At 42.3% G+C, this 21,153-nt stretch carries 23 protein-coding genes; 19 read left to right on the forward strand and 4 right to left on the reverse strand.

All coding sequences use genetic code 11. The features are described from left to right. The first annotated feature begins 63 nt into the window (after window positions 1–63). The 6 genes from ACOOEY_RS04035 to priA all read left to right on the forward strand — a co-directional run bounded on the left by ACOOEY_RS04035 (window position 64) and on the right by priA (window position 7,375). Window positions 64–468 (forward strand): hypothetical protein, encoded by a 405-nt coding sequence (locus tag ACOOEY_RS04035; RefSeq protein ID WP_420385706.1) that lies wholly within the window; start codon window positions 64–66, stop codon window positions 466–468. Continuing rightward, the gene (locus ACOOEY_RS04040) at window positions 468–1,391 is read left to right on the forward strand and encodes an IS3 family transposase (protein WP_420388627.1); all 924 of its coding nucleotides are present in this window, start codon (window positions 468–470) and stop codon (window positions 1,389–1,391) included. The genes ACOOEY_RS04035 and ACOOEY_RS04040 overlap by 1 nt, the downstream gene beginning before the upstream one ends. 669 nt (window positions 1,392–2,060) lie before the next feature. Beyond that, a complete protein-coding gene (locus ACOOEY_RS04045) occupies window positions 2,061–2,456 on the forward strand; it encodes an endonuclease domain-containing protein (RefSeq protein ID WP_420387392.1) in 396 nt (131 codons plus the stop codon). 676 nt (window positions 2,457–3,132) lie between these two features. Further along, on the forward strand, window positions 3,133–3,537 hold the full coding sequence (locus ACOOEY_RS04050) for a hypothetical protein (protein ID WP_420385706.1): 405 nt from the start codon (window positions 3,133–3,135) through the stop codon (window positions 3,535–3,537). After that, window positions 3,537–4,460 (forward strand): IS3 family transposase, encoded by a 924-nt coding sequence (locus ACOOEY_RS04055; protein WP_420388627.1) that lies wholly within the window; start codon window positions 3,537–3,539, stop codon window positions 4,458–4,460. The genes ACOOEY_RS04050 and ACOOEY_RS04055 overlap by 1 nt, the downstream gene beginning before the upstream one ends. 398 nt (window positions 4,461–4,858) lie before the next feature. Then, on the forward strand, window positions 4,859–7,375 hold the full coding sequence (gene priA / locus ACOOEY_RS04060) for a replication restart helicase PriA (RefSeq protein WP_420387393.1): 2,517 nt from the start codon (window positions 4,859–4,861) through the stop codon (window positions 7,373–7,375). Between the two features lie 545 nt (window positions 7,376–7,920). Here the strand turns inward: priA and ACOOEY_RS04065 are convergent. After that, entirely contained in the window at window positions 7,921–9,309 is a 1,389-nt protein-coding gene (locus ACOOEY_RS04065; protein WP_420387394.1) for a cation:proton antiporter, read from the reverse strand. Window positions 9,310–9,337: 28 nt separating this feature from the next. Next, on the reverse strand, window positions 9,338–9,919 hold the full coding sequence (locus ACOOEY_RS04070; protein WP_420387395.1) for a hypothetical protein: 582 nt from the start codon (window positions 9,917–9,919) through the stop codon (window positions 9,338–9,340). Window positions 9,920–10,121: 202 nt separating this feature from the next. On the opposite strand from ACOOEY_RS04070, the gene folE reads away from it, so the two are divergent. The 13 genes from folE (at window position 10,122) to ACOOEY_RS04135 (ending at window position 19,628) form a co-directional block, all read left to right on the forward strand. After that, window positions 10,122–10,814, forward strand: coding sequence for a GTP cyclohydrolase I FolE (gene folE, locus ACOOEY_RS04075; protein WP_420387396.1), 693 nt, complete (start codon window positions 10,122–10,124; stop codon window positions 10,812–10,814). Then, window positions 10,811–12,322, forward strand: a complete 1,512-nt coding sequence (cysS, locus tag ACOOEY_RS04080) for a cysteine--tRNA ligase (protein ID WP_420387397.1) — start codon at window positions 10,811–10,813, stop codon at window positions 12,320–12,322. Before folE ends, cysS begins: the two co-directional genes overlap by 4 nt. Window positions 12,323–12,325: 3 nt before the next feature. Further along, on the forward strand, window positions 12,326–12,850 hold the full coding sequence (dcd, locus tag ACOOEY_RS04085; protein ID WP_420387398.1) for a dCTP deaminase: 525 nt from the start codon (window positions 12,326–12,328) through the stop codon (window positions 12,848–12,850). A 77-nt stretch (window positions 12,851–12,927) separates the two neighbouring features. Continuing rightward, the gene (yidD, locus tag ACOOEY_RS04090; RefSeq protein ID WP_420387399.1) at window positions 12,928–13,173 is read left to right on the forward strand and encodes a membrane protein insertion efficiency factor YidD; all 246 of its coding nucleotides are present in this window, start codon (window positions 12,928–12,930) and stop codon (window positions 13,171–13,173) included. Beyond that, entirely contained in the window at window positions 13,173–13,700 is a 528-nt protein-coding gene (locus tag ACOOEY_RS04095) for a hypothetical protein (RefSeq protein WP_420387400.1), read from the forward strand. Before yidD ends, ACOOEY_RS04095 begins: the two co-directional genes overlap by 1 nt. 577 nt (window positions 13,701–14,277) lie before the next feature. Continuing rightward, window positions 14,278–14,502 carry a hypothetical protein gene (locus ACOOEY_RS04100; protein ID WP_420387401.1) on the forward strand — a complete coding sequence of 75 codons (225 nt, stop codon included), beginning with the start codon at window positions 14,278–14,280 and terminating at the stop codon, window positions 14,500–14,502. 70 nt (window positions 14,503–14,572) lie between these two features. Next, window positions 14,573–15,301: a VIT1/CCC1 transporter family protein gene (locus tag ACOOEY_RS04105; protein WP_420387402.1), complete on the forward strand. Its 729-nt coding sequence runs from the start codon at window positions 14,573–14,575 to the stop codon at window positions 15,299–15,301. Window positions 15,302–15,477: 176 nt separating this feature from the next. Further along, window positions 15,478–16,533, forward strand: coding sequence for a BF3164 family lipoprotein (locus tag ACOOEY_RS04110; RefSeq protein WP_420387403.1), 1,056 nt, complete (start codon window positions 15,478–15,480; stop codon window positions 16,531–16,533). 255 nt (window positions 16,534–16,788) lie between these two features. Then, complete coding sequence (locus tag ACOOEY_RS04115; protein ID WP_420387404.1) at window positions 16,789–17,145, forward strand: hypothetical protein; 357 nt, start codon at window positions 16,789–16,791, stop codon at window positions 17,143–17,145. An 11-nt stretch (window positions 17,146–17,156) separates the two neighbouring features. Further along, complete coding sequence (locus ACOOEY_RS04120) at window positions 17,157–17,723, forward strand: hypothetical protein (RefSeq protein ID WP_420387405.1); 567 nt, start codon at window positions 17,157–17,159, stop codon at window positions 17,721–17,723. 290 nt (window positions 17,724–18,013) lie between these two features. Continuing rightward, window positions 18,014–18,463, forward strand: coding sequence for a GNAT family N-acetyltransferase (locus ACOOEY_RS04125; protein ID WP_420387406.1), 450 nt, complete (start codon window positions 18,014–18,016; stop codon window positions 18,461–18,463). A gap of 122 nt (window positions 18,464–18,585) precedes the next feature. Further along, window positions 18,586–19,005 carry a VOC family protein gene (locus ACOOEY_RS04130; RefSeq protein ID WP_420387407.1) on the forward strand — a complete coding sequence of 140 codons (420 nt, stop codon included), beginning with the start codon at window positions 18,586–18,588 and terminating at the stop codon, window positions 19,003–19,005. 11 nt (window positions 19,006–19,016) lie between these two features. Next, the gene (locus ACOOEY_RS04135) at window positions 19,017–19,628 is read left to right on the forward strand and encodes an MCP four helix bundle domain-containing protein (RefSeq protein ID WP_420387408.1); all 612 of its coding nucleotides are present in this window, start codon (window positions 19,017–19,019) and stop codon (window positions 19,626–19,628) included. A gap of 11 nt (window positions 19,629–19,639) precedes the next feature. On the opposite strand, the gene surE is transcribed toward ACOOEY_RS04135, so the two are convergent. After that, window positions 19,640–20,416 carry a 5'/3'-nucleotidase SurE gene (surE, locus tag ACOOEY_RS04140; protein ID WP_420387409.1) on the reverse strand — a complete coding sequence of 259 codons (777 nt, stop codon included), beginning with the start codon at window positions 20,414–20,416 and terminating at the stop codon, window positions 19,640–19,642. Between the two features lie 77 nt (window positions 20,417–20,493). Next, complete coding sequence (locus tag ACOOEY_RS04145) at window positions 20,494–21,129, reverse strand: hypothetical protein (RefSeq protein WP_420387410.1); 636 nt, start codon at window positions 21,127–21,129, stop codon at window positions 20,494–20,496. Window positions 21,130–21,153: the final 24 nt, after the last annotated feature.

The raw sequence follows: 21,153 nt of genomic DNA on the forward strand, positions 1-21,153 counted from the left end.
CTAAAGGGAGATAGAGTGTGTGTCTTGTCCTGAAATAGGTTTACACCAACCTATTAAGAGAAAATGGACAAAAACAAGATTAGGCATGGAGGCTCAATTTCATGGATAGAGCGTGAGGAAATGATTAAGGAGTACCTTTCAGGAGATTTGAGTAAAGCAGAGATATGGAAGAAGTACACCGGCCAAGATGAAGAACACGGTCAGTTATTGAACTGGATGCGAAAGTTAGGTTATGTTGAAGATGCTGTGTCAAGACAACAAATACTGTTACCTTCATTTGGACAACCTATGGGCACATTGAACAAACCTACAGACGATAAAGACCCAGCAGAACTTCAGCGTAAGATCAAGGAACTTGAAAAGCAGCTAGAAATGGCCAAACTCAAGGCCGAAGGCTATGAGTTGATGATCGACATTGCAGAAAAGGAGCTAAAAATACCGATTAGAAAAAAGTCAGGCACCAAGTAATTACCACCTTAAAGGAAAGGCATCAACGCATTGCTCTGGGGCGTTTATGCTTGTTATTTGGTGTGACCAGGCAATCATACTATCAGCACTACTGGTTTTGGGAAGAGAAGACCTTTGAACAGGAGCTTGTTGTCAAGCAGGTAATGCAGATCCGAAAACGGCACCCATGTATAGGAACCAGAAAGTTATACCAACTCCTAGAACCATTTATGCTTGATCATCAGATTAAAATGGGTAGAGATGCCCTTTTCGATCTATTAGCGGCCAATAGCCTATTGGTGAGAAGAAGGAAAAACAGAATGCGTACTACCAACTCTTTTCACTGGCTTCGCAAGTATCCAAACCTGATTAAGGAGTTCGCCCCATTATCGGTAAACCAACTTTGGGTAAGCGACATCACCTACTGGAAAACCTCCATAGGATATCTGTATATCAGTTTTATTACCGATGCATACTCACATAAGATAGTAGGCTTTAGGGTAGATAAAACTCTGGAAGCAGCAGCATCGGTCAAAGCACTGAAGATGGCAATTCGGGAAGCAACAGGTTCTCTAAATGGCCTCATACATCACTCAGATAGAGGGTTGCAATATTGCAGCGGTGAGTATGTCAAGGTTCTGAAAAGACACAAGGTTAAAATCAGCATGACAGAAAACGGAGACCCAAAACAGAATGCTGTAGCTGAGAGGATTAACGGAATCATAAAAGGGGAATACTTAGAAAACTACCAAGTCAACAGCCTTAAACAAGCAAGAAAACTACTTAGGCAAACCATAAGGCTTTATAACAGTGAAAGGCCTCATATGAGTATTAACAATAGGATCCCTTCAGAGATACACCAGTCAAAGAACATAGAAGTATTAAGAAAGTGGAAGAACTATTACCCAAATAACAAACCAACTGTAAACCAATATCAGGATTAACTATTATTGTATTATCATTAGAAAACTATAAGTCAAATCTGTAAACTTATTTTAGGACGAGTCAGTGCAAGACTGTGAGGTAGTGTTTTTGCCCCAGCCCTGAAGGGAGATACGGTGTGCGAGACTGTGAGGTAGTGCTTTTGCCCCGGCCCTGAAGGGAGTTATTGTGTGCGAGACTGTGAGATAGTGCTTTTGCCCCGGCCCTGAAGAGAGTTATTGTGTGCGAGACTGTGAGGCAGTGCTTTTGCCCCAGCCCTGAAGGGAGTTATTGTGTGCGAGACTGTGAGGTAGTGCTTTTACCCCGGCCCTGAAGGGAGTTATTGTGTGCGAGACTGTGAGGTAATGCTTTTACCTCAACCTTAAAGGGAGATAGAGTGTGCAAGACTGTGAGGTAGTGCTTTTACCCCAGCCCTAAAGGGAGATACGGTGTGCGGGACTGTGAGGTAGTGTTTTTACCCCGGCCCTGAAGGGAGATACGATACGGCTTGCTAGACTGTGAGTTAGTGCTTTTACTACGGCCCTAAAGGGAGATAGAGTTTTAGAAACTAAGAAGTAGACCTTTTATCCCGGGCAGAGAAGAATACAGAGGTTTATATCCGAGTAACTACTAGTCTCACTTTGGCCTAATATTATTATTTTTATATATAATTACTCTATAAAAATATAATTATGAAAAAGTCTATGTTCTATGGGGCCACTCCAATCATTTTTGAAAGAGCTAAGCGATTAAGGAATAATATGACTACTCAAGAAAAGAAACTGTGGGAAAAGCTTCGATTGAACCGTATGAAGGGACTCAGGTTCAAAGCTCAACATCCAATGGCCTCATACATTGCCGATTTTTATTGTCACAAGTTGAGGTTAGTCATTGAAATCGATGGCCCAAATCACAGCCAATCCGACCAGTTTGAATATGACCAGGCTAGAACTTCTCACCTTGAACAACTCGGTGTTCAGGTCATCAGATTCACCAATGACGAAATTGATGACTCGATAGATTCAGTCTTAATGCAAATAGAATCGCTGTGTACTGACGTAATACAGAGCAAATCAGCAAACGCTTAAATCCTGAATTCAAGCACAAATTCCTCCCACACCTAAACCGAACCCTTACCGATGATGTCAAGTCCACTTCTTTACTCCGTTGAACCATCGCGAAAGCGATGATGGGATTTAGGGGAATAATCCACAGTCTTCATCTTGCATAGGAATATTGTGCCATCAGTAAGTATTTTACCCCAACCCTAAAGGGAGTTACAAGTGTGCGAGGCTGGGAAGTAGTGCTTTTACCCCGACCCTAAAGGGAGACAGAGTATGCGAAACTGAGAGGTAGTCCTTTTACCCTACCCTTTAAAAGAAACACTTTATCAAACCCTGAGAGAACTTACAGCATTCATTTCAAAATTATGCGTCACTTATTTCAGACAGATGCAGCCAAGTCCCCTTTAGGGGATTTAGGGGAATAATCCACAGCCTTCATCTTGCATAGAAATATTGTGCCGGCAGTAAGTGTTTTACCCCGACCCTAAAGGGAGTTACTGCATGCGGAACTGATAGGCAGTACTTTTACCCCGACCCTAAAGGGAGATAGAGTATGCGAAACTGAGAGGTAGTCCTTTTACCCTACTCTTTAAAAGAAACACTTTATCAAACCCTGAGAGAACTTACAGCATTCATTTCAAAAATTATGCTTCACTTTGTCTTGTCCTGAAATAGGTTTACACCAACCTATTAAGAGAAAATGGACAAAAACAAGATTAGGCATGGAGGCTCAATTTCATGGATAGAGCGTGAGGAAATGATTAAGGAGTACCTTTCAGGAGATTTGAGTAAAGCAGAGATATGGAAGAAGTACACCGGCCAAGATGAAGAACACGGTCAGTTATTGAACTGGATGCGAAAGTTAGGTTATGTTGAAGATGCTGTGTCAAGACAACAAATACTGTTACCTTCATTTGGACAACCTATGGGCACATTGAACAAACCTACAGACGATAAAGACCCAGCAGAACTTCAGCGTAAGATCAAGGAACTTGAAAAGCAGCTAGAAATGGCCAAACTCAAGGCCGAAGGCTATGAGTTGATGATCGACATTGCAGAAAAGGAGCTAAAAATACCGATTAGAAAAAAGTCAGGCACCAAGTAATTACCACCTTAAAGGAAAGGCATCAACGCATTGCTCTGGGGCGTTTATGCTTGTTATTTGGTGTGACCAGGCAATCATACTATCAGCACTACTGGTTTTGGGAAGAGAAGACCTTTGAACAGGAGCTTGTTGTCAAGCAGGTAATGCAGATCCGAAAACGGCACCCATGTATAGGAACCAGAAAGTTATACCAACTCCTAGAACCATTTATGCTTGATCATCAGATTAAAATGGGTAGAGATGCCCTTTTCGATCTATTAGCGGCCAATAGCCTATTGGTGAGAAGAAGGAAAAACAGAATGCGTACTACCAACTCTTTTCACTGGCTTCGCAAGTATCCAAACCTGATTAAGGAGTTCGCCCCATTATCGGTAAACCAACTTTGGGTAAGCGACATCACCTACTGGAAAACCTCCATAGGATATCTGTATATCAGTTTTATTACCGATGCATACTCACATAAGATAGTAGGCTTTAGGGTAGATAAAACTCTGGAAGCAGCAGCATCGGTCAAAGCACTGAAGATGGCAATTCGGGAAGCAACAGGTTCTCTAAATGGCCTCATACATCACTCAGATAGAGGGTTGCAATATTGCAGCGGTGAGTATGTCAAGGTTCTGAAAAGACACAAGGTTAAAATCAGCATGACAGAAAACGGAGACCCAAAACAGAATGCTGTAGCTGAGAGGATTAACGGAATCATAAAAGGGGAATACTTAGAAAACTACCAAGTCAACAGCCTTAAACAAGCAAGAAAACTACTTAGGCAAACCATAAGGCTTTATAACAGTGAAAGGCCTCATATGAGTATTAACAATAGGATCCCTTCAGAGATACACCAGTCAAAGAACATAGAAGTATTAAGAAAGTGGAAGAACTATTACCCAAATAACAAACCAACTGTAAACCAATATCAGGATTAACTATTATTGTATTATCATTAGAAAACTATAAGTCAAATCTGTAAACTTATTTTAGGACGAGTCACTTATTTCAGACAGATGCAGCCAAGTCCCCCTTTAGGGGATTTAGGGGGAGAATCCACAGCCTTCATCTTGCATAGGAATATTGTGCCATCAGTAAGTGTTTTACCCCGACCCTAAAGGGAGTTACTGCATGCGGAACTGATAGGTAGTGCTTTCACCCCAACCCTAAAGGGAGATAAAGTGTGCGAAACTGAAAGGTAGTACTTTTACCTCGGTCGTGAAGAGAGATACTTTCTCTAAGTCCTCTTCGTAGATTGAAGGGAAACATTCTTTACTTCTGCCATCGCTGAGTAGGCATTAATTAATATCTTCAAACTTGAATACAGCATAACCATTTGACATCACTTCAACTCAATATTGATGCCCCTGAAGGAGCTGCCACCTACTTTGCAGATGTAGCCCTGCCACTGCCTATTCCTCAACTCTTTACCTACAGAATACCATCAGAGTTTTTGGAACTGGTAAAGCCAGGAATCAGAGTTATTGTTTCTTTTGGAAGACAGAAAGTAGTGACCGGACTGGTAGATGCTGTACACGAAAAAGCTCCTGAGGTTTACACCGCTAAGCCGATTCTCGATGTGCTCGATGCAGAACCTTTGGTCACCACACAGCAGATCGGGATGATGAAGTGGATGAGCAATTACTACCTCTGTACTTACGGAGAGGTATTGAATGCCGCTTTACCATCAGGACTCAAGCTCAGTAGCGAGTCGAAAATTCAGTTGCACCCGCACTATGATTGGAATGAAACGGACTTACCATTAGACGACAAAGAGGTCATTTTACTGTCGGCCCTTGAAAACAAGGACGCCTTGAGTTATCGGGAGGCTGCCGATGTACTCGAATTAAAAAGCGCTTATCGCTATATCAAATCTTTAGTACAAAAGGAATTGATCATCATCTATGAAGAGGTGAAAGAGCGATACAAGCCAAAAAAAATCAAGAAGATCAGGCTACATGGAGACTATCTGGCTCAGGAGGACATGCTTGATGAACTGTTCCAGGAACTGGAAAAGAAACCGAAACAATCTGACCTGCTACTATTCTATCTCCGGGAGGTTCCTGTATTCCAACAACCCCAGCTCAACCAGTCAGGGATAGCCAAATCAGCATTTACGGATGCAGGTTTATCAGCTTCCTCACTAAAAACGCTGGTTAAGAATGAAATACTGGTAGAGTTTGAGAAAATCATCTCCCGCTTTGAAGAAGAAAATCAGGAAGAACCTCTTGAAATTGAGCTGAGTGATATTCAGCAGCAAGCCCAGGCAGCCATCTTCGATCATTTCAAAGATAAGGCCACCGTACTCCTTCATGGCATCACCGGAAGTGGCAAAACAGAAATCTATATCAGCCTGATTCAACAGGCTCTTGATAGCGGTCAGCAAGTACTTTATCTACTACCGGAAATTGCTTTAACAGCCCAAATTGTCAATAGACTGAAAAAAGTATTTGGAGACCGGATGGGTGTTTACCATTCAAAATTTTCAGATAATGAACGGGTTGAGGTTTGGTATGGACTGATGGAGGGGCGGTTCGACTTTATTGTTGGTGTTCGAAGCAGCATATTCCTTCCGTTCAGCAGCCTGGGGCTACTGATTGTAGATGAAGAGCATGAAACCAGCTACAAGCAGTTCGATCCTGCACCAAGATATCATGCCCGCGATGTCGCCTTGTTTCTGGCACATCTCCACAATGCCAAAACCATTTTAGGCTCGGCTACACCATCGCTTGAAAGCTATACCAATGCACAACAAAATAAATATGGCCTGGTAGAACTATTTCAGCGCTTCAATGAGGCCAGTCTACCCCAAATGAGTCTGGCGAACCTGACTCAGGAAAAGAAAAGAAAGACCAATGTAGGTGAATTCACTTCTGTACTGATAGAAGCCATAGGACAGGTCTTAGACAATAAAGAACAGGCCATTATCTTCCAGAATAGAAGGGGCTACTCTAACTATCTCACTTGCGAAGATTGTGGTTATATCCCCGATTGTCCTCGTTGTTCAGTAAGTCTCACCTATCATCAATACAAAAATCAATTAAACTGCCATTACTGCGGGCATAAAGATGCTGTGCCATTGGTTTGTCCTGCTTGCGGAAGTACCAAAGTACATACAGTGGGCATTGGTACAGAGAAAATAGAAGAAGAACTCAAGCTGTTGTTCCCAAAAGCCAGGGTACAACGTATGGACCTCGAAACCACAAGGGCCAAATACGCCTACCAAAATATCATCCATGATTTCGAAAAGGGTGAAATAGACATTCTGGTAGGCACACAAATGGTTTCCAAAGGACTGGATTTTGATCGGGTTAGCCTGGTGGGTGTCTTCGACATCGATAGAATGCTGTATTTTCCTGACTTCAGATCTTATGAGAGAGCTTTCCAAATGGTAACGCAAGTTAGTGGCAGGGCAGGTAGAAGAGATACCGAAGGAAAGGTGATTATTCAGAGCAGGAACCCGGACCAGGGGATTATAGAACTGATCCAGCAAGGTGACTATCATACTTTCTATAGTAGGGAAATGGCAGAAAGGAATAAGTATCACTACCCTCCTTTCACCCGAATGATTCACCTGCTCATCCGGAGTAAAGACAAAAAGCTCACAAAAGAAGCAGCGCAAAAGCTAGCCAACATACTTAAAGAAGACATGGGAGGAAGCCGCGTACTGGGACCACAAGAACCTTTGATTAACAAGATCCGGGATAAGTTTCTAATGGATGTCTTTCTAAAGATTGAGAAGAAGTACAAAATGGAAGCAGTTAAGGACCTTATTAAAAACGCGCAGTTGGAGTTACTCAAGATAAAAGACCTTAAGTCTGTTGAGGTTGTTGTGGATGTGGATCCTTATTAGAGAGATCAACTCCTCTCAACATGCTACCGTAGCAGACAACAGAAAGATTGCTTCGTCATAAAACCTTGTTATCACAGGTTTCATTTCTCGCAATGACGGTCACCAATCTTTAATGCCGTTAAACAAGTCTTTCCATTCCGAATTCATAAGTTCAATCCCCATAGCTCTTGAGCCAGCTTATCCAAATTGCATTTTGCGGTAAATGAATTGGGAATGTATTTCTTTCATGATCATCATGACTCATTGAAGTGTTTCGAAGGAGGTGCGACTGAGAAATCATATGCACAAAATTAGGATGGAGTATAAGATCCCTCCTAAGGTAGGAATAACACATATCCTTCCCCTACCGCCTGACCCTGGCTTATGTACTTCCTCGTCACATGGAGGGTGGGGATTGTGACCATCGGCAGAAGCTGATTCGTGGAGTGACCCTGCCGCTCCGATGGTTTTGATGCCTGCCTGCGCGTAGCTGCTTCGGCAAAGGCAGGTTGGTCGGTTTTTCTTTTGATTCTCCAAAAGAAAAGTAAGTCTAAGTCTGAATTTGCTTACTCCTTAGGTTTTTCTCCTTCTGTTTCGGACTCTTCAGCGTCTTCCTGAGTAGACACTTCATCCTCCTTTTGAGAGTCTTCCAAAGCTTCTTCAACCTGCTGCACCAATGCAGCCTCTTTGGCCCCCGAAGTATTGCTACTCATCCGTTGCAGGAAATAAGAAAGACCGGAGTCTTCCATTGGAGCCGGAGCTCCCTCTTCCAAACCCTCCTTGCCAAACTTGATCAGTCCCCAGGTCATCACCAAACTGGTGACAATAATCGTGATCAAAATAATATCGGAATTAAAGGTAAGTGAGGTCAACTCTTCAGGAATGGAGAAGAATAAGAGTACCGTAATCAATCCCCTTGGAGTAATAAAAAACTCAGGGAAGATTGACTTCTTCAGGAAGAACATTTTCAGGAAGATAAAGCGAACAATGAAGAAGAATATGACTATCCCCACTCCTACGGCAAATATCTCCAGATTCAATAAGGCTTTTAGATCAATGGTGGTACCGAATACAACAAAGAAGAAAGTTCTCACTACAAAGGCCGATTCTCGTGTCACAAGGTGTAGGTCCTTGAGAATGGAATTGACTGTTTTTTCATCGATGTACTGTTTCAGCTTTCCGACAAAGAAGAGGTTATTGTTGTTGAGTAATAAGCCAAAGACGAGAATAATTACCAGCGATGAAAGATGCAATTGCTTACCTATTGCATAGAGCAATATCAAGACGGCAATCAACATAAACAGCTTCACATCACCTACCAGCCTTTGGAAAAGCATCACCAAGCCATAACTCACTACAACTGAAATAACGATAGTGATAATGATGTTTCCGACCACACTGTAGATCACCTGATTGGTACTTTCAACCCCAACATTCTCAACCAGGAAATAGAAGAACATAATGCCCAGAATATCTGAAAAGGTACTCTCATAGATCATAAACTCCTTTTTGTCCTTCGCCAGGCGAGTAACAGAAGGAATTACAATGGCACTACTCATAATTGAAAGTGGCACTGCATAGACCAATGAAATAATCGGATCCTCTTTGAAAAACTGGTTGATAATGAATGAAATACCAAAAGCACAGACCACTAACGAGAGTAAGGCCACCAAAAAGGACTTCCAGATGATAGGCCACTTTTCTTTACTCAGCTTCAGGTCTATGGCAGCCTCCAGTACAATCATAATCAGCCCGATAATCCCCAACACTTCGAGAGTTCCGAAAATCAGTCCATCCTGATTGAACTCATAGTAGTCCATAGCAAACTTTCCTCCAATGCCCAGCAGGATCAGCAAGATCACACTGGGTATATTCGTCCGCTTGGAGATATAATTGAATACATGTGAAGCAATAATTACACATGCGAGTACTATTACCAGGTTATATGCATTCATTCGGTTCTGTAATGTTTAAAAAGTGGAATTACTGATTGAGTTCGTGGGCTACTTCAGCCATAAGCTTGTCCAAATATAACCAGTCAAGCTTCTTTACCTCATAATAATTTAAAAGTTCATTTAAACGGTAACGGTCCAATAAGTGATCTAGTCCGCGCTTAAAAACAAAATAATCATCGAGTGATTCATCGCTCTTCAATAAAGAGTGATGTTCCATATATTGTTTTAAAAGTCCTATATGTTTTCGGTTGTAAATCGGGAAGACATTGGGCTTGTGTGAGTTACAGTATTCGGATGAAAAGCTCAAAAGCCTGTAATCCTTACCCTTGTAGTGAAAAGCTGCCAGCCTTGGCACTAACTCCAGATTGTCCTGCTCCAAATCCGGGTCAATGTCCATCGCCACAATATGCCTTACCATTTCTTCATGACAAGCCAGATCATGTATTTCATGATGGTTGAGTACACTGAGCTTCTGCCGGACGATTTCTTCATTATCATTCTGTGGATTTTCAGCAAAATATTCATGCCGTCTCACATCGCTTAAAAAGAAATCTTCACGCTTTTTGAGCTTCTCAGCGTACTCTCTTAGTTTTTCGCCTAAAATTCCCATTCATCTAAAATAAGGATAACTGTGCTTCGAATTCATACTGACGGAGAATAAAATACATCGGAGATTTTTAAAGCCTAACCGAATCATTTTGGATTGAATAGAGTTATTAATTACCAATTTTAATAGCATAGGAATTAATCGTACTTTTGCCCAACTTTTTCGCGGTTGGCGAGTAGAAGTGTTAACATTAGAAACAGATTGAATGGAAAACAAGTCGAATAAGTTGTCTGAAGACATTTTGAAGGAAATTGAAGAGTTGGGCAACGATCATATAATGACTTCGATAGCTACTCCACTTAGAGATGATGCTTTTGAACTGTCTGATGCCGAAAAAATAGAGCGAATCCAGGAATACTTTGAGAAAATCATGCATACCCTGGGTTTAGATCTGACAGATGATAGCCTGAAGGGTACTCCCAAAAGAGTGGCCAAACTTTATGTAAATGAGTTGTTCAAAGGACTCAATGAGAAGAACAAACCTTCCATGTCTACCTTTGAAAACAAGTATCAGTATCGTCAGATGCTGGTAGAGAAGAACATTACTCTATATAGCAACTGCGAACACCACTTTCTGCCAATAGTGGGAAAAGCCCATGTAGCCTACATTCCTAAAGACAAGGTAATTGGTTTGTCTAAGATGAACAGAATTGTCGACTACTATGCTCGCAGACCTCAGGTTCAGGAAAGACTTGCCCTGCAGATTTTGAATGAGATGCAGCGTAGCCTTGGCACCGAAGATGTGGCGGTATACATCGATGCAGAGCACATGTGCGTGAGCTCAAGAGGGGCCTCAGACCAGTCGTCAAGCACAGTGACTGTTGAGTTTGGTGGCCAGTTCAATGAAGAAACAACCAAAAAAGAATTTTTGACCTATATCAACGACAAGTTGAAATGAGCCTTTACGACCAGTATCCGGTAAGTATTTACAATTCTCTCAATAAGGAAAAGGAAGTTTTCAAACCTATCCATGAAGGCCGTGTAGGCATGTATGTCTGCGGGCCTACGGTTTACAGCGATGTACACCTGGGTAATGTCAGAACCTTCGTTTCCTTCGATATCATTTTCAGGTACCTGAAGTATCTGGGGTATAAAGTGAGATATGTAAGAAACATTACGGATGTAGGTCACCTGGTTGGCGATGCCGATGAGGGAGAAGATAAAATTGCAAAGAAAGCCCGTTTGGAAGAACTGGAACCTATGGAGGTGGTGCAGAAATACACCAATGGTTTCCATGATGTGATGCACCTGTTCAATGCCATTCCCCCTTCTATTGAGCCAACGGCTACAGGTCATATTGTTGAACAAATTGAGTTCATCAAACAAATCATAGACAACGGATATGCCTACGAGAAAGACGGTTCAGTCTATTTCGATGTGCGTAAATATGGGCAAGACCATCAGTATGGTGAGCTCAGTGGCCGGAACATTGACGAAATGCTATCGAACACCAGAGAGCTCTCCGGTCAGGATCAGAAAAACGATCCGCTTGACTTTGCCCTATGGAAAAAAGCTGATGGCGGACACCTGATGCGTTGGCCATCACCCTGGGGTATTGGTTTCCCAGGATGGCACCTGGAGTGTTCCGTGATGAGCACCAAGTATTTGGGCGAAAAGTTCGATATCCATGGTGGTGGAATGGACCTTAAGTTTCCTCACCACGAGGCAGAAATTGCCCAGAACAAAGGCTGCACTCATAGCGGTGGCGCCAATTACTGGATTCACGGTAACATGCTGACAGTTAATGGTCGCAAAATGGCCAAGTCTGAAGGCAATGGTTTTACTCCGGAGCAACTGCTTACCGGAGATCACAAACTTTTGGAAAGAGGCTATTCAGCAATGACTGTTCGCTTCTTCATGCTCATGTCTCACTATGCCAGCACACTGGATTTCTCTAATGAGGCACTACAGGCTGCTGAAAAAGGCTATAAAAGACTGATGGCCAGTGTTAACCTGATTGATAAGCTTGGCAAACCAGGAACAGGTCAGATTGACCAGGAAAAATCAGCTGAATTGAGTACCATCATCGCTCAGGCCATGAAAGACCTGAGTGACGACTTTAATACCGCAAAAGCGATTGCCGGCTTGTTCGAGTTAAGTAGCAAGATCAATACTTTCTATCAGCAACCAGCTGAATTAGCCATGATAGACCCTGAAGTTTTTGCACAAAGCGTCACTCACTTCAAAGGCATTATCTTCGATGTTATGGGGCTGAGAAATGAAGCCGAAATGGCTCAGGATGGCAAAAAACTAGACGGTGCTATGCAGGTACTGATTGAACTGAGAAAGCAGGCCAAATTCAGCAAGAACTATGCATTGTCAGATAAAATCAGAGATGACCTCAAAGCGGCAGGCATTCAATTAAAAGATGAAAAAGGGGGCGAAATGTCCTACACGATAGATTAATCTATGATTCTTTCAGGAAGAGAAATTAAACGCGAAATCGGCAAGGGTATTAATATTGAACCCTTCAATGAGTCGCAGCTAAACCCAAACAGCTATAACCTAAAGCTGCATAATGAGCTAATGGTGTATTCAAATCCGGTACTGGATATGAAGACTCCTAACCCTGTAGAAAAGCTGATCATTCCTGAAGAAGGATTACTGCTGGAAACCGGTAAACTTTACCTGGGCAGAACCATAGAAAAGACCGAAACCTCCAAGTTTGTACCCATGCTGGAAGGCCGAAGCTCGATCGGTCGATTGGGGCTATTCATCCACGTAACGGCTGGTTTCGGTGATGTAGGCTTCAATGGTTTCTGGACATTGGAGATTTTCTGCGTTCAGCCTATCCGAATCTATGCCGGTGTCGATATCTGCCAGATATTCTATCATACCATTGAGGGAGATTACGATACCTATAAGAGTGGCAAATACCAAAACAACACCGGTATTCAGGCCAGTATGCTATATAAAGACTTTGAAAAGAAGTAGGCAGAAATCAGTAGGCAATCCCATCAATTGATTTCCGTTTTCTGATTTCCAGTTTCTATTATTTTCTAAATTGCTCTGTGCGCAAAGTACTGATCGCCATATTCACCTTCCCCATTAAGATTTACCAATATGGTATTTCTCCATTATTAGGTGCTAACTGTCGTTACTCTCCTACCTGTTCTTCATACACCGTACAAGCCATTAAAGAATGGGGGCCATTGCGCGGCATGTGGCTAGGACTAAGACGCTTTAGCCGCTGCCATCCCTGGGGAGGTCATGGTTATGATCCGGTGCCTAAAAGAGATGGACAGAAGTGGTTTTGATGAGAAAACAGGTATTGATTTCTGCACTAGTAGGTCTATTTCTTACAATTGCTTGTTATTCTATATCCATTTTTATTTGGGGCATTGATCTCTTTCTATTACCCATCTTATTCCTGCTTTATTTATTTGGCATTTTAGGAGTGATAATAGCTCCCCTCGTGGTTTACCAGTACATCAAAAACAAACCCACAACAAAGTGGCAAAGCATTCTAATAGGTCTTATGCTTGGTCTTTTTATCGGGTATTTGATTCAACGTCCAATATGGAACTGGGATGAACAAAATAGAAATATGGCAGGAGATATGATCAGTCAGTCTCTGGAGGATTTTAAATCTGAACACGGCAATTATCCTCAAACTCTTTCAGAATTAGTAATTGATTTGGAGCTACTACCTTCTACTTACCCTCTGAATAAATTTGAGTATACATCAAAGGATGAAACATATCAATTATATATCCCAATACCTATAATTGATCGCTGGTACTGGAACAGGACACAAAAGAAATTCGAATACCAAGATTTTTAGGCATAGGTCTTCAACCGAGACAATTGATCAAAAGAGGTCTGTGAAAGGTTAAGTTTTCTGACAATTGATGGTTGACAATGAAGGTATCAATCGCTCTCACATCATGAAAGTCAATAGATATCAGAATGAAAGCAACATTTAATCGGTTTAATATAATTGATACCTTAAAGGGATGAAGAGGGGCTTATTCTATTACATCTCACTTTTAATTATTTTTTCCACCTTAAAAGTGAGTGCTCAAAATAAGGAAACTGAATATTATAGATCAGCAATTGAATACCTCAATGATTATGTGTACTCAAAAAAAGTGGATAATAGTATATTCGAAAAAAACTGTTTAGCAAGAACCAAAGGACTAACTAAACCTGATGTTCCTTCAGGAATACAAATAGCTGAACGGTTTATAAGAAACGACCACGCATTCCCTCTTGAGGCAATGGTCAACGTGAAATACAATATCTCCAAAGATTGTCTGCGAGACCTAAGAATGAGGATATACAACTGTCCAGTGAATCTTCAAATCAAAGACTCACTTAACCACTTCTGGGCAGACTATAGACCCAAAAGCTTCAATGAAATGAAATCTACACTTTCATCTCTGGTAAACTTTGGTGAAAGTGGTTATGTAGTATTCTTTTCTGATTTACACAAAAACGGCCTGGCTGCGGAATTGATGTCATTTTGTACTTCGTACAAGCCCAATACAACCTGGCAAGGAGCCTCTACTATATTTTATTTCGTTTTTGACGATCAAGGTAATGTTGAAGAAGTCTATTCCGGAAAAGGAGTCAGTTACAACTAAATCTGTCCCCTACATTGCGGCTTGCTAATGATTAATCTTTTAATCAACTTCAATACCAAGACATGGCACCATGGATAATTCCAAAGCAAACCATACCGAACTCACCATAGACAACTACCTCGAAAGTCACTATATCCATCGAAGTAATTGGTTAAGAGCTGCCGTTTTGGGTGCTAACGATGGTATCATATCCATTTCCAGCTTAGCCATTGGCATTGCCACAGCTGGTACGGCCAGAGAATCAGTCCTGCTGGCTGCTGTAGCTGGTCTTGTGGCGGGTGCACTCTCCATGGCAGCAGGCGAATATGTCTCCGTCAGTTCTCAAACGGATATAGAAAAAGCAGATATCGAACGTGAAAGGCAGGAACTCAAAGACATGCCGGAAGCTGAACTCAAAATCCTGGCCCAGATCTATGAAGGCAGAGGTCTCAAAAAAGAAACAGCCATGCAGGTAGCCAAAGAGCTGACTGCCGCAGATGCCTTGGGGACTCATATCCGAGATGAATTGGGCATTAACGAAATCAGTCAGGCCAAACCTCTACAAGCTGCCTTCGCATCAGGAGCAGCCTTTACCGGAGGTGGACTCCTACCCCTCCTCGTTACGCTTTTTGCCCCACTGGATAATATGGCTTACTTCCTTTATGGATTCACTATTATTTCATTGATCATTTTAGGAGCTGTGGCAGCCAAAACGGGTGGCTCAAGTATTCAAAAAGCTATCTTCAGAATAGTTGTCTGGGGCACCTTGGCGATGGGGCTGTCAGGAGCAGTAGGTTACCTGTTTGGAGTGAATATGTAATGGTCTGAAAAAGCATACCTCACCTACTTAACAAGGTTAATTCATCTTCACCTACACTTTCTTTCCATCACCCGGATTTCTGAGGAGGAGGAAATGACCATAACACATAACCATTATGTCATTTTAAAATAGGGCCAGGTTATATATTGCTGACATAAACTACTACCTTAGTTAAAATGAAAAACACACTCCCATTCCTTTTGCTATGTTCTGTCCTGGCCTGCTCTTCACCCCAAAAACATTCTAAACCCGATAGTCCATTACAGAGTCAGCCCACAATGCTTTCATCTGAAGTATTGAACATCAACTTAGACAGTGTCAGCAGAGTATTTAACATGACACTTGTTGACTCACTGCTTATCCTATCCAGCCCTTCAAAAGACTATGTTTTTCAGATTATTGATATCAAGAACACCCGATACATTGCTCCATTTGGTAAGAAAGGCAATGGTCCGGGAGAAATCAGATTTCCAGCCTATGTTCAGGTCGATCCTCAAAATCAAGACAACCTGTTAATTTTCGATAAGAATCGATTTGACATTTATTCCCTGCCCAGGCAGCATATTCTATCGAATAGCCATAAGCCTGAAAAAATAATCAACAAGATGGACTTTAATGTGCAAAGAGCAGTAAAAACACATACCAATAGTTATCTGGCCTATGGGATTTTTAAAAACCGATATGCACTATTAAACTCAGAAGGAGATACCATAAAGACATATTTGGATTACCCGTATGAGGATGAATATAATGACATGAGCTATGCCTCTCTGGCGATGGCTTTCCAGGGAAATATTCTGGCCAGCCCGTCAGGCAAAAAGGTAGTATTGGCTACGGTCCAGTCTGCCAACTTTGAGATCATTGATATCAATAACCCAATGGAACCTGTTCTCAAATCCCGCCTCAATTCATGGAAGCCGGAATTTGTCAATGAATCAGGTGGAAATTCCATTAGTGTGGCTTTTAAGCAGGAAAGCCGATTGGGATATACCGATATAGCTGTAACCAACCAGGCAGTATACTTACTACTTTCAGGACGTACAAGGTCTGAATATGGTGCCAATGCATCTGAATCGAACGACCTGCATGTATACGACTGGTCTGGTGAGCCATTGGCACATTATAAGCTCGATCGGGACATCAGTGCTTTTGAGATTAGCGCCAGTGGTAAAGAGCTATACGGATTTGTCAATGAAGAACCAGCACTGATTGTAAAATACATTATTCCCTGAGACACTCAGAACCTGTTTTATCAGCCTTAATTGACATTTTTTGGTATAAGGGTTAACACCCAACTTCTTTTATGGTTTTCTCTGCCGAATCGCTGATTATACTCATTTATTGGCTTCGGCACTACCAACAGACTTATTCCATCACCCGGATTTCTGAGGAGGATCATTAAGTAGCGCTTCTACGAAGCTTTAGATTGCCATTGATTATTCCATACTTTTTAATCAATTTCCGATTTCAATGAAAGCATTCATACCATGAGCCGAGCCAAACTTATCGATCATTACCTGGAGCAAGCCCGACAACCAGACTTTGAGATAGATCAGATCAGAAAAGAACTGGATGGCAAAGTGCCTGAAGAAGATATCAGAGCCATAGTGAGAGTAATTGACAGTAGCCTGCAAACCAATGCCTTTAAGAAAACCAATAACGGAAAGGCTTCAGAGTTGGTAATAGCCGGACTAATCCTCACACTCGTGGGTGCGGGCATTACCGTTGGCACTTATACCGGTCTGATTAACATGGGTGACAGCTTTCTGATTGTCTACGGGCCTTTCTTTGGAGGCCTGTCCCTGTTGATCACAGGAATGACCCAACGCAAAGCACGCTCCTAAACTCAAAAGAGATGAAAAACCTTACACTCGCACTAATCATTTTGTCAATGACCTTCTCCTGCCAGCCCAAGGAGAAAGAGGTAGATAAGGTGCAAATGGTTAAGGATTATGTCAGCGCGCTTAACAGCTTTGATTTCGAAGGAATCGTGTCAAAATTCCAGGATAGCGTTCGACTCAAAGAGATTGTCTACGAAAGCCATTTTTCCAGAGAAGAATACTATCACCTGTTTCAGTGGGATTCTATCTTTCAACCGAAGTATGAGATTCTTGAAATTGAAGAAGCTGAGGATGGAACTGTGAAAATGCATGTTTCCAAAGCCGGACCCAGAATACTCTTCCTTAACAAAAAGCCAATCATTACAGATGAGGTAGTACAGTTTGAAGGTGATAAAATACAGAGCGTACAGATTACTGATTATATCGTGTTCGATGAGGTGACCTGGACGAACACTCGTAAAGATTTACTCTCCTGGATCAATGCCAATCACCCTGAGCTGAACGGCTTTTTGCACGACCAAACCAAACAGGGTGCCTTAAACTACATGAAGGCACTGGAATATTATCAGGCCAGTCATTAGTCACTACCCAAAAGTAATGTCTCTTCTCATCCTCGTTTTAAACGAGGATGATTATGTAGTGCTTCTATAATGCTATACCTCCTTTTCTACTATGACACTTCTTCCTCCTCCTCGTTTGAAACGAGGAGGATTGTGTAGTGCCTCAATAAAGCTATGCTTCCTTTCCCAGATGCCACCTAAACAAGAGTGAACAGCAATGGTAATACAGCTTACAAAAGGAAGTTTCTGCCAAATGATTCTGTAGGTTTAAGCTTAGTTTCTATCCAAATTTGCACCTCTAATTGATGGCCATGAAGACAAATTTCAGACTGATTCAACCAGCCGACCAAAAAGAAGTTGCGCAACTAATGCATAGGCTCTACATCGAAGATCCCAGCGATAAGCCTATGACGGATGAGAAGATTCAGAGAACACTGGAAACACTGGGTAATGAGCCCGGACGTGGTAACATTATGGTGATTGAAAGCGAGAATATTATTGTAGGCTACGCCATTCTCATCAACTTCTGGAGCAATGAGTTTGGAGGTAACCTGCTCAACATTGATGAACTGTACATCAAAGAAGAGTTCCGTTCACGAGGCATAGGCTCAGCCTTTATCAGACACCTGGCCAACAGCAAATTTGGCAATTCTGTTGCCATTCAGTTGGAAGTCACACCAGACAATCATCGGGCAAGAAGACTCTATGAAAGCCTCGGCTTTAGTCAGCACAAAAACATGCAGCTCGATTTACTGATTTAGATATTTATCTAAACGTCAGTTTTTAGCGCCCGCTTTAAAGTGTCCGTTCAGGGAATTACCATCCCAAACCAGAGGCTTTGTATACAGTTTTGCTTACATTCAATAAGCAAATACATTTTTTCATGAAAGCTCCATACACCTGTCTTTGGTATGAAAATCAAGCACTTGACGCTGCTGAGTTCTATTGTAGCCTATTTGAGCACTCCAAAAATCTGGGAGGCAATGGCTTCATGGCCCTCTTTGAACTCAATGGTCAAAAATACATGGCCATGAATGGCGGCCCCTCCTACCAGTTAAGCCCTGCAGTATCTCTGGTTGTGGAGTGCGAAACCCAAAAGGAAATTGACCACTATTGGGAAAAGCTGAGCGAGGGTGGTGAAGAAGGCCGTTGCGGCTGGCTGGTCGATCGCTTTGGCCTATCATGGCAAGTCATCCCATCCGTATTAGGCCAACTCATGTCTGACCCCGACAGGGCTGCAGGCGTCCAGGCAGCTTTTATGAAAATGAAGAAGCTGGATATAGAAACCTTGTTGAACAGTTAAGCCCTTGCCCTATGAAATGGACCTATGGAATAAAGCAGAAAATGACGGCTGCCAGTGTTTTGGCAGTCATTATGGTTTTGATCATCTTCAATAATATCGCTGAGAGAAAAAGGTACAAGGCCTTGGAGAAATCCATCACATCCATTTATCAGGACAGGTTATTGGTTGAAAGCTACATTTTTAAGCTTTACAATAACCTGCAACTGCAAAACGACTGTCTTCTGGGTAACTCTGTACCACATATGGAAGGTGAACTCTCTTCATTGAGAGCTGAAAGAGAGCAGCTCTTAACACTTTATGCCAATACCTACCTGACACAGGAAGAAACTGAGCACTTCAATGCGCTTAAAGCTACCTTAGCCCGGTTCGATAGCCAGTCACTAAGTACGGGGAAGGCAGCCATGAATCAGGAGGCCATTGAACACCTCAATGCTCTCTCTAACATCCAGATGGATGAAGGGGCCTCTCTTTGGAACAAATCCGAGAGCCTGATTTTAGGAAGCCTCACCTCTTCCCAGTTCGAAATCGCAATGGTGATTCTATTAGGCCTCATCATTCAGGCTTTGATATTCTCTTCCAGGACTTTGAAACCAAAGCCCATTGAGAAACATAATCTCAACTAGACTGAAAAAGGTTAGATGTCCCAGTCATCATTGATCTGGGCTATACTGTGGTGGGCAGTAAGGTCATACTGGCAAGGCACAACGGATACATAGTTGTGGTCTACTGCCCATACGTCTGTATCTTCGCCCTTATCATTATTTACAAAATTGCCAGCTAACCAGAAATAAGGGCGGCCGTATGGGTCTTTGCGATGATCGAATTCCTCCTCCCAATGTGCCTTGGCCTGTCGGCAGATTTTTATACCCTGAATTCTCTCGTTCTGCTTAGGAGGAAAATTCACATTGAGTGCTACTCCTTTGGAAAGGCCTTTACTCAATACCTCTTCTGCGATTTTCTTCACATACTCTCTGGTATGGGAAAAGTCAGCGTCATGAGAGAAATCGGCCAGGGAGTACCCAACTGAAGGATAGCCTTCAATAGCCCCTTCAATGGCAGCTGACATGGTACCTGAGTAGAGCACGCTCACCGCCAGGTTACTACCATGATTGATTCCACTTACCACCAGGTCTGGATTCTTATCTTTTAAGACATGGTGTTTAGCAAGTTTCACACAATCAGCAGGGGTGCCGGAACACTTATAGGCCTTTATTCCCAGGTCTTCGAACAAATCGGAAGGAATCAGTCTCAATGGTTCTCCAATGGTAATCGCATGCCCCATGCCTGATTGTGGGCTGTCAGGAGCGACTACTATCACCTCCCCAATCTCAGACATGACTTCCGCTAAAACACGGATTCCGTTAGACACTATACCATCATCGTTGGATACTAGAATTAAAGGCTTCGACATACCTCAAAGATATTGCATCTGTTTTATTTGTCCGATGCCTGGGAAACAAGTTTTCCCGAAATGGAGGATTTATTTAATCAGAGATTCTCAAGACCGTTGTAGTACTCTACCAGCCTGGTAATGTCTTCCAGTTTTTCCATGCGGAGCTTTTCCTTTTTCATGAATTTCTTGAGCTCACTCTGATGATCATTAAAAGACCGGAGCACTTCTCTTCGGTTCTTGCCCAATAGAGATATTCCGCCTTCCTGATCGACTATATAAAGGTTATAAGCCAGGTAACGGCTGGTATAGAAATTTCCTCTGGGGTCGTAAAACGGGTCGTACAAGCTTCTTCTGTAAAATCCATTGCTAATAGGTCTGGACTTCACCACAATGTATTCACGACCTACCAGTGACACTTTATCTTCATAAATAGCTTCGAAGATTTTGGGCCTGCGATATCCGGCCTCATTCCGATAAGGCAGGGTATAAAAGACTCTTGCTTTCTTAGCCTGAAGTGGCAGTATTCTGAAAGACTTAAACTGATTGGCATTATAGGTGGAAATACCCTTGACTTTTTCTGACTGAAAGAATATCACATCAGCGTCCAGGTCATACTTGATCTGACCAGCGTACACCGAGCCGTCATTCAGCATTACTTCTCCTCGGTGGAACTGGTGTTCCGGAAATTCCTGCGCTGTAGCCTGCAGCCCAAGAAAAATCACAAGGAGCATTGAGAGACTATACTTCATACTCTA

The organism is Roseivirga sp., assembly GCF_965216855.1.
GTDB lineage: Bacteria > Bacteroidota > Bacteroidia > Cytophagales > Cyclobacteriaceae > Roseivirga.

Excerpts from the sequence above, each read along its gene's own strand:
- ACOOEY_RS04065 (WP_420387394.1), bottom strand. The coding sequence starts at position 9,309 with ATGAATGCATATAACCTGGTAATAGTACTCGCATGTGTAATTATTGCT.
- surE (WP_420387409.1), bottom strand. The coding sequence starts at position 20,416 with ATGTCGAAGCCTTTAATTCTAGTATCCAACGATGATGGTATAGTGTCT.
- ACOOEY_RS04105 (WP_420387402.1), top strand. The coding sequence starts at position 14,573 with ATGGATAATTCCAAAGCAAACCATACCGAACTCACCATAGACAACTAC.
- ACOOEY_RS04120 (WP_420387405.1), top strand. The coding sequence starts at position 17,157 with ATGAAAAACCTTACACTCGCACTAATCATTTTGTCAATGACCTTCTCC.
- cysS (WP_420387397.1), top strand. The coding sequence starts at position 10,811 with ATGAGCCTTTACGACCAGTATCCGGTAAGTATTTACAATTCTCTCAAT.
- ACOOEY_RS04115 (WP_420387404.1), top strand. The coding sequence starts at position 16,789 with ATGAGCCGAGCCAAACTTATCGATCATTACCTGGAGCAAGCCCGACAA.
- ACOOEY_RS04050 (WP_420385706.1), top strand. The coding sequence starts at position 3,133 with ATGGACAAAAACAAGATTAGGCATGGAGGCTCAATTTCATGGATAGAG.
- ACOOEY_RS04070 (WP_420387395.1), bottom strand. The coding sequence starts at position 9,919 with ATGGGAATTTTAGGCGAAAAACTAAGAGAGTACGCTGAGAAGCTCAAA.
- folE (WP_420387396.1), top strand. The coding sequence starts at position 10,122 with ATGGAAAACAAGTCGAATAAGTTGTCTGAAGACATTTTGAAGGAAATT.
- ACOOEY_RS04100 (WP_420387401.1), top strand. The coding sequence starts at position 14,278 with ATGAAATCTACACTTTCATCTCTGGTAAACTTTGGTGAAAGTGGTTAT.
- ACOOEY_RS04135 (WP_420387408.1), top strand. The coding sequence starts at position 19,017 with ATGAAATGGACCTATGGAATAAAGCAGAAAATGACGGCTGCCAGTGTT.
- ACOOEY_RS04035 (WP_420385706.1), top strand. The coding sequence starts at position 64 with ATGGACAAAAACAAGATTAGGCATGGAGGCTCAATTTCATGGATAGAG.
- ACOOEY_RS04145 (WP_420387410.1), bottom strand. The coding sequence starts at position 21,129 with ATGCTCCTTGTGATTTTTCTTGGGCTGCAGGCTACAGCGCAGGAATTT.
- ACOOEY_RS04130 (WP_420387407.1), top strand. The coding sequence starts at position 18,586 with ATGAAAGCTCCATACACCTGTCTTTGGTATGAAAATCAAGCACTTGAC.
- ACOOEY_RS04095 (WP_420387400.1), top strand. The coding sequence starts at position 13,173 with ATGAGAAAACAGGTATTGATTTCTGCACTAGTAGGTCTATTTCTTACA.
- ACOOEY_RS04125 (WP_420387406.1), top strand. The coding sequence starts at position 18,014 with ATGAAGACAAATTTCAGACTGATTCAACCAGCCGACCAAAAAGAAGTT.
- ACOOEY_RS04110 (WP_420387403.1), top strand. The coding sequence starts at position 15,478 with ATGAAAAACACACTCCCATTCCTTTTGCTATGTTCTGTCCTGGCCTGC.
- dcd (WP_420387398.1), top strand. The coding sequence starts at position 12,326 with ATGATTCTTTCAGGAAGAGAAATTAAACGCGAAATCGGCAAGGGTATT.
- ACOOEY_RS04045 (WP_420387392.1), top strand. The coding sequence starts at position 2,061 with ATGAAAAAGTCTATGTTCTATGGGGCCACTCCAATCATTTTTGAAAGA.